At 64.1% G+C, this 11,981-nt stretch carries 10 protein-coding genes; 7 read left to right on the forward strand and 3 right to left on the reverse strand.

Translation table 11 applies throughout. The annotated features are described in order from the left end of the window. The first annotated feature begins 29 nt into the window (after positions 1 to 29). The 6 genes from B5V03_RS29505 (at position 30) to B5V03_RS29530 (ending at position 6,464) form a co-directional block, all read left to right on the forward strand. Complete coding sequence (locus tag B5V03_RS29505; RefSeq protein ID WP_129273910.1) at positions 30 to 1,160, forward strand: ABC transporter substrate-binding protein; 1,131 nt, start codon at positions 30 to 32, stop codon at positions 1,158 to 1,160. Between the two features lie 84 nt (positions 1,161 to 1,244). Beyond that, complete coding sequence (locus B5V03_RS29510; protein WP_129273911.1) at positions 1,245 to 2,120, forward strand: branched-chain amino acid ABC transporter permease; 876 nt, start codon at positions 1,245 to 1,247, stop codon at positions 2,118 to 2,120. Continuing rightward, on the forward strand, positions 2,117 to 3,115 hold the full coding sequence (locus tag B5V03_RS29515) for a branched-chain amino acid ABC transporter permease (protein ID WP_129273912.1): 999 nt from the start codon (positions 2,117 to 2,119) through the stop codon (positions 3,113 to 3,115). Before B5V03_RS29510 ends, B5V03_RS29515 begins: the two co-directional genes overlap by 4 nt. Beyond that, positions 3,112 to 3,855 (forward strand): ABC transporter ATP-binding protein, encoded by a 744-nt coding sequence (locus tag B5V03_RS29520; protein WP_129273913.1) that lies wholly within the window; start codon positions 3,112 to 3,114, stop codon positions 3,853 to 3,855. The genes B5V03_RS29515 and B5V03_RS29520 overlap by 4 nt, the downstream gene beginning before the upstream one ends. A gap of 3 nt (positions 3,856 to 3,858) precedes the next feature. Continuing rightward, entirely contained in the window at positions 3,859 to 4,596 is a 738-nt protein-coding gene (locus B5V03_RS29525) for an ABC transporter ATP-binding protein (protein ID WP_129273914.1), read from the forward strand. Beyond that, entirely contained in the window at positions 4,593 to 6,464 is a 1,872-nt protein-coding gene (locus B5V03_RS29530) for a bifunctional sugar phosphate isomerase/epimerase/4-hydroxyphenylpyruvate dioxygenase family protein (RefSeq protein WP_129273915.1), read from the forward strand. The genes B5V03_RS29525 and B5V03_RS29530 overlap by 4 nt, the downstream gene beginning before the upstream one ends. 156 nt (positions 6,465 to 6,620) lie before the next feature. On the opposite strand, the gene B5V03_RS29535 is transcribed toward B5V03_RS29530, so the two are convergent. After that, complete coding sequence (locus B5V03_RS29535) at positions 6,621 to 7,793, reverse strand: ABC transporter substrate-binding protein (RefSeq protein WP_129273916.1); 1,173 nt, start codon at positions 7,791 to 7,793, stop codon at positions 6,621 to 6,623. A 317-nt stretch (positions 7,794 to 8,110) separates the two neighbouring features. Between B5V03_RS29535 and B5V03_RS29540 the strand changes: the two genes are divergently transcribed. Further along, complete coding sequence (locus B5V03_RS29540) at positions 8,111 to 9,373, forward strand: NAD(P)/FAD-dependent oxidoreductase (RefSeq protein WP_129273917.1); 1,263 nt, start codon at positions 8,111 to 8,113, stop codon at positions 9,371 to 9,373. Positions 9,374 to 9,507: 134 nt separating this feature from the next. Here B5V03_RS29540 and B5V03_RS29545 read toward each other — a convergent pair whose 3' ends face one another. Together B5V03_RS29545 and B5V03_RS29550 are read right to left on the reverse strand one after the other, a co-directional pair. Continuing rightward, positions 9,508 to 10,719 carry an ABC transporter substrate-binding protein gene (locus B5V03_RS29545; protein WP_129273918.1) on the reverse strand — a complete coding sequence of 404 codons (1,212 nt, stop codon included), beginning with the start codon at positions 10,717 to 10,719 and terminating at the stop codon, positions 9,508 to 9,510. 31 nt (positions 10,720 to 10,750) lie between these two features. Then, positions 10,751 to 11,959 (reverse strand): cytochrome P450, encoded by a 1,209-nt coding sequence (locus B5V03_RS29550; RefSeq protein ID WP_129273919.1) that lies wholly within the window; start codon positions 11,957 to 11,959, stop codon positions 10,751 to 10,753. Positions 11,960 to 11,981 lie beyond the last annotated feature (22 nt).

Here is an 11,981-nt window from a genome sequence, read left to right on the forward strand (position 1 = left end):
CAACTTCAAAATCAATGGGAGGAGAGACCATGAGATCCACACTACTGGCAGGCGCCCTGCTTGCCTTCGCGACTGCAACCAGCGTCCACGCCCAGGCGATCAAGCTTGCCGACGTCGCCGAGCTCTCAGGCGGCGGCGCCACGGTCGGCACCAACTGGAAGAACGGCATCGACCTCGCGATCGAGGAGATCAACGCCAAGGGCGGCGTGCTCGGCCGCAAGCTCGAGGTCACCCATGCCGACTCGCAATCCAACCCCGGCGTGGCCCGCGCCCAAGTGCAGAAGGCGCTCGACGCCGAGCCCTATGTGCTGCTCGGACCCGGCTATTCCGGCTCGGTGAAGGTGACGGCGCCGCTCGCGGCGGAGGCCGGCATCGCGCAGATCATGGGCGGCGAAGCCGCCGAACTGACGCAGGCCGGAAACAAATTCCTGTTCCGCACATCCTTCGGCCAGCAATCCTCGATGCCGAAGGTCGCCAAATATATCCACGATGAGATGAAGGCGAAGACGGTCGCGGTGGTCTGGGTCAACAATGACTTCGGCCGCGGCGGCCGTGACGTCGTGGTCAAGGAGCTCGACCGGCTCGGCTCCAAGGTCGTCGCCGACCTCTCCACCGAAGCAGGCCAGGCCGATTTCGCCGCCGACGTCGGCAAGATCAAGGCCGCCAATCCCGACGCCGTGTTCGTCTACCTGAACGAAGAAGAGAGCGCGCGTATCCTCAAAGAGCTGAAACGCCAGGGCGTCACCGCGCCGCTGATGGGCGAGACCACGCTGATCGGCCAGAAGGTGATCGAGCTCGCAGGAGACGCCGCCAACGGCGCGCGCGGCCATGTCGGCCTCACCACCGACGCGCCGGTCGATTTGATCAAGTCGTTCCGCGACAAGTTTGCGAAGAAGTACAATTACGTCCCCGATCATAACGGCCTGAAGGGCTATCTCGCCGTCTACATGGTGAAAGCCACCACCGAGAAGATGGGCAAGGTCGATAGCAAGGCGTTCGCCGACACGCTGCACGGCCTGACGATCAAGGCCGCGGACGAGCCCGGCATCCTGATGGACGTCACCTTCAGCGACACCGGCGACATCGACCGCCAGAGTTTTCTGGTCGAAGTGGTCGAAGGCAAGCAGGTCGTGAAGCAGGTGCTGCCGAAGGTGAAGTGAGGGCTTCGCCTTTCTTTTCCCTCTCCCCGTAAGAACGGGGCGAGGGAGACGATAGAGCGGGGCGAGGGATAGCGAGAGGGGAACATGTCCAACCTATTCGATCTTCTGGTCGCGGGACTGGCCACCGGCGCGATCTATGCGCTGGTTGCGGTTGGCTTCACGCTGCTCTGGCAGACCTCGCAGACCATCAATTTCGCGCAAGGCGAGTTCGTGATGCTGCCGGCATTTTTGATGCTGGCGGCGATGCATGCCGGCGCGCCGTTCTGGCTGGCGATCATCCTCGGCATCCTGCTCTCGATGCTCCTGCTCGGCCTCGCCTTCAAGATGCTGCTGGTCGATCCGATGATGCGCCACGGCGTACTGCCGCTGGCGATCGCGACCATGGCACTCGCGATCGGCCTCAAGGAGGCCGTGAAACAGTTCTTCAGCGCTGAAGCCTCGCCCTTCCCGTCGATTGTGCCGACCGGCGATATCTCCATCCTTGGCCACGCGGTGTCGCTGCAAAGCATCGGCGTCCTCGCCGTCGCCATTGTTGCCGTCTTCGGCCTGACCGCGCTCCTGAACCGCACTTCGCTGGGCCACCAGATGCAGGCGGCAGCGCAAAACCCGACCGTGGCGCGCATCATCGGCGTCCCCGTCGAGCGCATGATTCTGCTGACCTTCCTGATCAACGCCTTCCTGGTCGCGCTGGCTTCGCTGCTGATCACGCCGATTTACCTCGCGAAGTTTTCCTCCGGTGAGGTGCTGGGCCAGGCTGCTTTCATCGCCGCGATCGTCGGCGGCTTCAACCAGGTGCGCGGCGCGATCGCCGGCGGCCTGTTGATTGGCGTGCTCGACAATCTCGCGGCCGCCTATGTCTCGACGCAGTACCGCGCAGCCGTGCCGATGATCTTCCTGATCGCCGTCATCCTGTTCCGGCCGCAAGGATTGCTCGGTCGTGCCGAGGAGCGCACGGTATGAGCGGCTTCGCCAAACCGTTGAAGATCGCGCTCGGCCTTGCCGTCATCGCCGGCCTGATCGTCATTCCGATGAACTTCAACCGCTATGGCCTGTTCATCCTGAGCCAGTGGGCGGTGATGAGCATTGCCGCGATGGGGCTGAACCTCACGCTCGGCTACGCCGGCCAGGTGTCGCTGGCACAAGGCGCGTTCGTCGGCATCGGCGCCTATGCCGCCGCGATAATGACCACGCACGGCTGGCCGCTGCCGGCCGCGATCGTGGTCGCGATTGCCTTGAGCTTCGCCGTCGGCTGGGTGCTCGGCTATCCCGCGCTGCGCGTGCAGCACCATTACCTTGCCTTCGTCACGCTCGCCTTCTCGACGCTGGCCTTCCTGGTATTCCGCAACGAGAGCTGGCTCACCGGCGGCATCTACGGCATCTCCAACATCCCGCGCCCGCACTTTTTCGGGATCGCCACCAGCAAGCCGCTGCCGTTCTACTATGTCTGCCTCGGCTCGCTCGCGATTGTCTCGGTCGCGGTGTGGTGGCTGATCCGCTCACCCTGGGGCCGCGCCTTCATGGCGCTGCGCGAAAACCCGCTGCGCGCACAATCGCTCGGCATCGACACGCGACGCTACACGCTGATGGCGTTTGCGATCGGCTCGGCGCTCGGCGGCGTCGCCGGCGCGCTCTATGCGCCGCTGACGCAATATATCGACCCTGTTCCCTTCAACCTGTCGCTCTCGCTCGATCTGCTGATGATGGTGATCGTCGGCGGCGCCGGCTTCTATTTCGGTCCCTTCCTCGGCGCGATGATCGCGGTGCTGCTGCCGGAATGGCTGCGCTTCACCGAAGGCTACTATCTGATGATCTACGCAGTCGCGGTGATGGGGCTTCTGATCTGGTCGCCGACCGGCATTCTGGGAATCCTCGATCGCTATCTCGCCGAGCGCCGCACCAAGGCCGCTTCGGCACTGCGGGCCGTTGCGAAATCGCGCCTGGAGACGGTACAATGAGCGCGGTCCTCGAAGTCACCGACATCAAAAAGAATTTTGGCGGCATCAGCGCCGTCGACGGCGTCTCCTTCGACGTGCGCGAAGGCGAGATCCTCGGCCTGATCGGGCCGAACGGCTGCGGCAAGTCCACCCTGTTCAACTGCATCCTCGGCCAACTCACGCCCAGCGGCGGCGAGGTCAAGCTCGACGGCAGAGCCGTCACCGGCTTGCGGCCTGCCGAACTCAACAAGCTCGGCGTCAGCCGCACCTTCCAGCTCTTGCAGGTCTTCCCAAAGCTCTCGGTGCGCGAGAATTTGATCCTCGCGGGACAGGAGCACCAGGGCAGCATGGCCTCGCGCCTGGTCGGCCGTTCCGATGCCGGGCTGACAGATGCCGCCAACCAGATGATCGGCTTCTTCAAGCTCGATCATCTCGCCGCAGAGCCCGCCGGCGGCCTCTCCTACGGCCAGCAAAAGCTGCTCGATGCCGCCATGGCCTTCATGGGCGGGCCGCGTCTGGTGCTGCTCGACGAACCCGCCGGCGGCGTCAACCCGTCAATGCTGTCGGACCTGAAGGATCGCCTGGTCGCGATCAACCGCGAGAAGAACGCCACCTTCGTCGTGATCGAGCACAACATGGAATTCGTGATGTCGCTGTGCTCGCGCGTGATGGTGATGGCGGAAGGCAAGGTGCTGGCGATGGGACGCCCGGACGAAGTGCGGAAAAATCCCGCCGTGATCGAAGCCTATTTGGGACATTAGACCATGAGCGACCCGATCCTCTCGGTTCACAATCTCGTCGGCGGCTATGGCAAGATGACGATCTTGAACGGCACGACATTCGGCGTGCCACAGGCAACCATCACCACCATCATCGGCCCGAACGGTGCCGGCAAGTCCACCGTCTTCAAGGCGATCTTCGGCCTCTTGAAGCTGCGCGAAGGCAAGATCAGCTTTGCCGGCCGCGACGTCACAAACTTGAGCCCACGCGCGCTGCTCAATGCCGGCATCTGCTACGTGCCGCAGGGCCGCAACATTTTCCCGGAGCTGTCAGTTCGCAGCAACATCGAACTCGGCGGGGTCTCGGCCGGTAAAGGCCTCGACCTGCCAAAGCGGATAGAGGCCGCGCTCGACCTGTTTCCGGCGCTGCGGCGGAAGTCGGCGCAGCAGGCCTCCACACTCTCGGGCGGCGAGCAGAAACAGCTCGAGATCGCGCGATCGCTGCTGCTCGAACCAAAGCTGGTGCTGATCGACGAGCCTTCGATTGGGCTATCGCCACTGATGGTGCAGCAGACCTTCGACATCCTCAAAAGCTTGCGCGACCGCGGCGTCACCATCCTGATGATCGAGCAGAACGCGCGCTCGGCGCTGGAGATCTCCGACATCGGCATCGTGCTCGAGCTCGGCCAGACCCGCATGGTCGACGACGCCAAGCGCATTCTGAATGATCCCCGCATCGGACAATTGTTCCTGGGCGGCGCAATGGAGGACAATGCAGCATGAACAAGCGCTCGATCGCGACCGTCTCGCTCTCAGGGGCGCTGGACGAAAAGCTCCGCGCCATCGCCGCCGCCGGCTTCGACACCGTCGAGATTTTCGAGAATGATCTGCTCTCGTTCGGCGCCGGCCCACGCGACATCGCAAAGCTCTGCCGCGACCTCAATCTCGAGATCTGCGCGTTCCAGCCGTTCCGCGATTTTGAGGGCATGCCGGAGCCGCAGCGCACCCGCAATTTTGCCCGTGCCGAACGCAAGTTCGACCTGATGCAGGAGCTCGGCACCGATCTGCTGCTGATCTGCTCCAACGTCTCGCCCGCCTCGCTCGGCGGCATCGACCGCGCCGCGGACGATTTTCGCGAGCTGGGCGAGCGCGCCGCCAAGCGCGGTTTGCGCGTCGGCTACGAGGCGCTGGCCTGGGGACGTCACGTCAACGACTATCGCGACGCCTGGGAGATCGTGCGGCGCGCCGATCACCCCGCGATCGGCGTCATCCTCGACAGCTTTCACGCGCTGGCCCCCGGCTTTCCGATCCGCGCGATGGCCTCGATCCCCGGCGACAAGATCTTTCTGGTGCAGCTTGCGGATGCGCCCAAGCTCGAGCTCGACATTTTGTCGTGGAGCCGGCACTTCCGCTCCTTCCCCGGCCAGGGCGATCTGCCGGTCGGCGAATTCATGCAGGCGATCGCGGCCACCGGCTATGCCGGTCCGTGGTCGCTGGAGATCTTCAACGACCAATTCCGCGCCGGCTCGGCCGCGCAAACTGCGGTCGACGGCCTGCGCTCGCTGATCCTGCTCGAGGACCAGCTCGCACCGGATTGGCCGAAACTCATCAGCGAGCCCTTGGCGCCGAAGGCCAAGAGCAGCGGCACCGGGTTCATCGAATTCGCCGTCAACGAAACCAAGGCCGTCGAGCTTGCCGGTCTGTTGTCGCAACTCGGCTTCCGCAAAACCGGTAAGCACCGCAGCAAGGCGGTGGAGCGCTGGTCGCAAGGCAAGGTCGAGCTCGTGATCAATTGCGAGACCGACGGCTTTGCGCATTCGCACTACGTCACTCACGGCCCCGGCGTCTGCGCCATCGCGCTCGACGTCGACAATGCCGGCCTCGCCATGCAGCGCGCCGAGACGTTGAAGACGCGCACTTTCTACCAGCCGGTCGGCCCGGGCGAGCTGGAGATCCCCGCGATCCACGGCGTCGGCGGCAGTCTTCTTTATTTTCTCGATCAGGCCGGCAAGAACTGGGACACCGATTTCGAGCCTGTACCAAGCGATGCGGGCGCGGACGCGCTGCTCGCCGTCGACCACATCGCGCAGTCGATGCCCTATGACGAGATGCTGTCCTGGCTGCTGTTCTACACCGGCATCCTCGACCTCAAGCGGCTGCCGCAGATGGAGATCGCCGACCCCAGAGGCCTCGTGCAGAGCCAGGCCGTCATCAACACCGACCAGAGCCTGCGCTTCGTGCTCAACGGCTCCTCCGCCAACCGCACGCTGCCGGCACGCTTTATCTCGGAGTTTTTTGGCTCAGGCGTGCAGCACGTCGCGTTCTCGTGCCGGGACATCTTTGCGACGGTCGCCGCGATGCGCGCCCGCGGCGCGGATTTCCTGGATATCCCCGACAATTACTACGACGATATCGAAGCCAAATACGACCTCGCGCCCGACCTGATGGCGCAGCTGCGCGCCAACCACATCCTCTACGACCGCGAGGGCGACGGCGAATTCTTCCAGGTCTATACGCACATCTTTGATGAGCGGTTCTTCTTCGAGATCGTGGAGCGGCGGGACTATCAGGGCTTTGGCGCGGCCAATGCGGGCATCAGGCTCGCAGCGCAGGCCCGCGAGGTGCGACCCGCGAGCATGCCAAGGGCGTAGGGCACTCTCTCCACGCCGTCATTGCGAGGGGCAAAGCGACGAAGCAATCCAGAGTCTTTCCGCGGAGAGATTCTGGATTGCTTCGCTACGCTCGCAATGACGGGGAGAGAGCTGAGACCCCCTCTCCCCGCGAGCGAGGAGAGGGAAGCAGAGGCTTTACTTCATCGGGCACTTCTCGTGGAAACGGTCCTGGTCGTTCGTGACGATGGTGGCGACGGTCTTCAGCGAGAGCTCGCCCCCGGGGCCCTTCACCACGTCCTGCAGGTAGAAGTTCTGGATCGGGATGTGGTTGTTGCCGTATTTGAACGAGCCGCGCAGCGACTTGAAGTTGGCCTTCTCCATCTCGGCCTTCATCGCATCCTTCTTGGAAGTGTCGCCGCCGACGGCGACCACCGCGCTGTTGATGAGCTGCGCCGCGTCATAGGCCTGCGCGCCGTAATAGCTCGGCCGGGCACCCGGATATTTCGTGCGGTAGTCGGCCACGAACTTCTTGTTCTGCTCGTTCGGGAGGTCGTTCACCCACTCCTGCGCGCCGGGCACCCCGAACGCATTCTCCTTCTGCAACGGCAGCGTCGTCTCGTCGACCGTGAAGGCGGTGTAGAGCGGCATGGTGGTCTTCATGCCGGCCTGGACATATTGATTGAGAAACTGCGCGCCGGCTGCACCGGGATAAAACACGAAGATCGACTCGGCGCCGGAGGCGCGGGCTTTCGCCAGTTCGGCCGAGAAGTCGAGCTGGCTCGGCCAGACCGTATATTCCTCGCCCTTGATCTCGCCCTTGAAGGTGCTCTTCAGGCCCGAAAGCATGTCTTTTCCGGCCGCGTAGTTCGGGCCGATCAGGAACACGCTCTTGACGGCATTCGCGTTCATATAGAGGCCCATGGCGGCCGGCGTCTGGTCGTTCTGCCAGGAGGTCGAGAACACGTAAGGCGAGCACAGCTCACCGGCGAGCTGCGACGGGCCGGCATTGGCCGAGATCAGGAAGGTCTGCGAATCCACCGCGGTCTTCAGCGAGGCCAGCAGCACGTTCGACCAGATGTAGCCGGCAATGAAATCGACCTTGTCGGACTGCACCAGCTTCTCAGTCTTCTGCTTGCCGACATCCGGCTTCTGGCCGTCGTCCTCGTAGATCACCTCGACCGGCTTGCCGCCCATCTTGCGGCCCATGTGGTCGAGCGCGAGCTCGAAGGAGTTGCGCATGTCGTTGCCGATCACGGCGGTCGGGCCGCTGAAGGTCGAGACGAAACCGATCTTGATGGTGTCGCCGGCGAATGCCGGATTTGCCAGCACGAGCGCAGCCGCGCCTGCCAGCCAGAGTGCCGTCCTCATAACCACTCCCCTCCTTATTATTGATCCCGGAAACGGGGTGATCGCCGCTTCGGGTCTGTCTCTATTGAACGCAAAATCTGTCGCGCCGCCAATGGCTCAGCGCCCGCCCCTGCACCATATTTCGCCCCAATCGGGGATGGCAAGAAATATAATTCTACTCACTTCGACCTTCGACCAAGGCATGATCAAGGCTGCGACGCTTTTACGCGCCAGATCGATACACCGGGCCTATGCGGCGATTGATGACGGCTATTGGACCACGACACCCAATCAGCACTTAAATGAGAAAGTAGAGCAGCGAGATTCGAGGGCACATCATGGCCGCAACACCCCATCGCGTCGTCATCGTCGGAGCCGGTTTTGGCGGGCTGGAGACGACCCACCGTCTCGCGGGCGCGCCGGTCGAGATCACACTGATCGACCGCCGCAACCATCATCTGTTCCAGCCGCTGCTTTACCAGGTCGCGACCGCCTCGCTCGCAACCAGCGAGATCGCCTGGCCGGTCCGCCATCTGATGCGCGACCGGCGCGAGGTGACGACGCTGTTTGCGACCGTCAGCGGCGTCGATGCTGACAGGCGCTGTGTGCTGATCGACGACGGCAGCGAGGTGCCCTACGACACGCTGGTGCTCGCGACCGGCGCGCGCCACGCCTATTTCGGCCACGATGAATGGGAGCAGTGGGCGCCCGGCCTGAAGACGCTGGAGGACGCGACCACCTTGCGCCGTCACATCCTGGTGGCGTTCGAGCGCGCCGAGCGCGAGACGGATCCGGCCAAGCGCGCCGCGCGGCTGACCTTCGTCATCGTCGGCGCCGGCCCCACCGGCGTCGAGCTTGCCGGCACCATCGCCGAAATGGCGCACCACACTTTGCCGGCCGACTTCCGCAACATCGACACGCATAAGGCGCGCGTGGTGCTGATCGAGGCAGGATCACGCGTGCTGGCCGGCTTTCCCGACGATCTCTCGGCCTATGCGCAGGCCTCGCTGGAAAAGATCGGCGTCGAGGTCGTGCTCGGGCAAGCCGTCACCGAGATCAACCGTGAGGGCGTGGTGTTCGGCGGCAAGCTGCTCGAAGCGAAGACCCGGATCTGGGCCGCCGGCGTCCGCGCCTCACCCGCCGCCGAATGGCTGGGCGCACCTAGCGATCGCGCCGGGCGCGTGCAGGTCGAAGACGATCTCAGCATTCCCGGTCATCCGGACATATTCGCGATCGGTGACACTGTTTTGATCAACGCCTGGGACGGCAAGCCCGTGCCCGGTATCGCACCGGCCGCGAAGCAGCAGGGCCGTCACGTCGCCGAGACCATCAAGGCGCGGCTGCGCGGGGAGCCGACGGGCCCGTTCCGCTACAAGCACTCCGGCAGCCTCGCGCAGATCGGCAAGCGGCTCGCGGTGATCGACTTCGGCAAGGTCAAACTGCGCGGCACCATCGCGTGGTGGATCTGGGGCATCGCCCACATCTACTTCCTGATCGGCCTGCGTCACCGCCTCAGCGTTGCGCTGAGCTGGCTGTGGATTTATGCGCGAGACCAGCGGGCGGCGAGGTTGATTACGCAAGGCTCAAGCAAGGTGGTGTAGGGGCGCTTCTCTCGTGTCCCGGACGCGGCGCGGCATGAAATGACGCCACGCAGTGCCGGGACCCAGAGGCTGTGGGCCCCGGCTCTGCAGCGCAGCGCTACGCGCCGCACTGCATCCGGGGCACGAGACCGCCTCTACTTCACGAGCTCGCACCCGCCTTCCGCCAGCGGCCGGAATGCCTGCTCCGCGGGAATCGTCGAAACCAGCTTGTAGTAGTCATACGGATATTTCGACTCCTCCGGCTTCTTCACCTCGAACAGATACATGGGATGCACGACGCGGCCGTCCTGGCGGATGGCGGTGTCGCCGAACAGTTTGTCCTTGCCCTTGAACTTCTTCATCTCGGGCACCGCGTCCTTCGCGTTGTCGCTGCCGGTCGCGGCGACCGCGTTGAGATAAGCGAGCGTCGAGGCATAGACGCCGGCCTGGTTGCCGCTCGGCATCTTACCGTTCATGCCGGGCCGCGCGGCGAAGCGTTTTGCAAAGCCGCGGGTGTCGTCGTTCATGTCCCAGTAGAAGGCTTCCATCAGCTGGAGGCCCTGCGCGACCTTGATGCCCATGCCGTGGACGTCGTTGATGAACAGCAGGAACGCGACCAGCTTCTGCCCGCTCTGCTGCACGCCGAACTCGGCAGCCTGCTTCACCGCATTGATGGTGTCGCCACCGGCGTTGGCAAGGCCGATCACCTGCGCCTTCGAGCCCTGCGCCTGAAGCAGGAAGGAGGCGAAATCGGAGGTGCCGAGCGGATGCTTGGACGAGCCCAGCACCTTGCCGCCGTGCCCCTCGATATACTTTTGTGCCTCCGCCTCGATGCCCTTGCCGAGCGCGTAGTCCACCGTGAGGAAGTACCAGTCCTTGCCGCCGCGCGACATCATCGCGGCCGCCGTGGTGTTGCCGGTCGCCCAGGCGTCGTTGACCCACTGGATGGTGTTCGGCGAGCAGGCCTTGCCGGTGAGATCGGAGCTTGCCGTGGACGACGCCAGGAAGGTCATGCGGCTGTCGCGCAAAAGCGTGTTGATGGAAAGGCCTACGGCTGAATTCGGCACGTCCACGATGGCGTCGACCCCTTCGACATCGAGCCATTTGCGCGCGATGGCATTACCCACGTCAGCCTTGTTCTGGTGGTCGGCATAGACGATCTCGACCTTGATGCCCTTGCCGCCGCCGTTGAAATCCTCGGCGGCCATGCGCGCGGCCTCGACCGAGCCCATGCCGTTGGTGTCCTGAAAAATGCCGGAGATGTCGTTGAGCACGCCGACACGCACGACATTGTCGGAGATCTCGGCGCTCGCCGCGCTACTGATCAGGCTCGCGGCCAGCGCAAGCCCCCACTTCAGGTTCTTCATTGTTCCCTCCCCTGTCTGATTTGCGGTCGCGTCAGGCCGGCGTGATCGTCACCGGCAGACTGTCGAGCCCACGCAGCGTGTTGTTGAAGCGGCGCTTTGGTTCACCCGTGATCTCGATGCTGGCAACGCGCCGCGCCAGCGCCGAGAGCATCGTCTCGCCTTCGAGCCGCGCCACGAGCTGGCCGACGCACATGTGAATGCCGGAGCCATAGCCGACGTGGCCGGACGTACGGCGGGTGATGTCGTAACTATCCGGCTTGTCCCAGCGCCTGGGATCGCGGTTGGCGGCGGCCAAGAACATCAGCACTTTCTCGCCTTCGCCGATGGTCGCGCCTGACAGTTCGACCTCGCGCGTGGTGGTACGGAAGAATGTCTGCACCGGGCTTTCGAAGCGCACAGCCTCCTCGAAGGCGTTGCGTGCCAGCGTGAGGTCATCGCGCAGGCGCTGCCACTGATCCGGGAAGCGCGCGAGGCAATAGACGGCAGCGCCGATGCCGTTGACGGTGGTGTCGAGGCCGGCCGACAGCAGCGAGCGCACCAGCAGCGGCGCTTCCGTGGCCGTGATCGCACCCTCGTCGACATGGGCGTGAATGCAGGCCCCGATGCCGCCTGATGTCAGGTTGTCGCGCTGGCACTGCTCAGTGACATAGGCCTGATGCGGCGCCGAGCGCGCGATCGCCTCCTTGCGCAATTCGTTCGGCGGGCCGAAGGCGTTGAACACCAGGCTCGCATAGGGAATGAGGTTTTCGCGACCCTCGGGCTTCAGTCCGAGCGCATCCGGGAAAATCGACAGCGGATAGGCTTCGGCCAGATCAGAAATCGCATCGAAGCTGCGCTTTTCGAGCAGCGTGTCGACCCGCTCTTCGGCCGCCGCGGCAAAGCGCTCGCGCAGTCCCTTCATCACGGTCGGCGACAGCACCTTTGAGAGCACGGCGCGCGTGCGGGTGTGCTCGGGAGGATCGGCCTCGAGGATCAGGCTCGGCGGCCGCCACGGCGTCTCCTTCTTGAAGTCGGACAGGCCGACACCGCGGCTGGAGCAGAACGTTGCGGGATCGTTCAGCACGGCATGAACCTCGGCATAGCGCGCCACGCCATAGAGCTTCCACTTGTCGAGATAGACGACCGGCCCCGTCTCCCGCAGCAGCTCATGGGTGGGATAAGGATCGGCAAAAAAATTCATGTCGAAGGGATCGACGTCGAGATGCGGGACGCCTGATACAGTCGAGCCGGGTGCGCTCATAAGAATCCTCCCTCATTTTGAT

The organism is Bradyrhizobium betae (genome assembly GCF_004123905.1).
GTDB lineage: Bacteria > Pseudomonadota > Alphaproteobacteria > Rhizobiales > Xanthobacteraceae > Bradyrhizobium > Bradyrhizobium betae_A.

Bases quoted from the DNA above. Each gene is read 5' to 3' on its own strand.
- B5V03_RS29505 (WP_129273910.1), top strand. From the start codon at position 30: ATGAGATCCACACTACTGGCAGGCGCCCTGCTTGCCTTCGCGACTGCA.
- B5V03_RS29510 (WP_129273911.1), top strand. From the start codon at position 1,245: ATGTCCAACCTATTCGATCTTCTGGTCGCGGGACTGGCCACCGGCGCG.
- B5V03_RS29515 (WP_129273912.1), top strand. From the start codon at position 2,117: ATGAGCGGCTTCGCCAAACCGTTGAAGATCGCGCTCGGCCTTGCCGTC.
- B5V03_RS29520 (WP_129273913.1), top strand. From the start codon at position 3,112: ATGAGCGCGGTCCTCGAAGTCACCGACATCAAAAAGAATTTTGGCGGC.
- B5V03_RS29525 (WP_129273914.1), top strand. From the start codon at position 3,859: ATGAGCGACCCGATCCTCTCGGTTCACAATCTCGTCGGCGGCTATGGC.
- B5V03_RS29530 (WP_129273915.1), top strand. From the start codon at position 4,593: ATGAACAAGCGCTCGATCGCGACCGTCTCGCTCTCAGGGGCGCTGGAC.
- B5V03_RS29535 (WP_129273916.1), bottom strand. From the start codon at position 7,793: ATGAGGACGGCACTCTGGCTGGCAGGCGCGGCTGCGCTCGTGCTGGCA.
- B5V03_RS29540 (WP_129273917.1), top strand. From the start codon at position 8,111: ATGGCCGCAACACCCCATCGCGTCGTCATCGTCGGAGCCGGTTTTGGC.
- B5V03_RS29545 (WP_129273918.1), bottom strand. From the start codon at position 10,719: ATGAAGAACCTGAAGTGGGGGCTTGCGCTGGCCGCGAGCCTGATCAGT.
- B5V03_RS29550 (WP_129273919.1), bottom strand. From the start codon at position 11,959: ATGAGCGCACCCGGCTCGACTGTATCAGGCGTCCCGCATCTCGACGTC.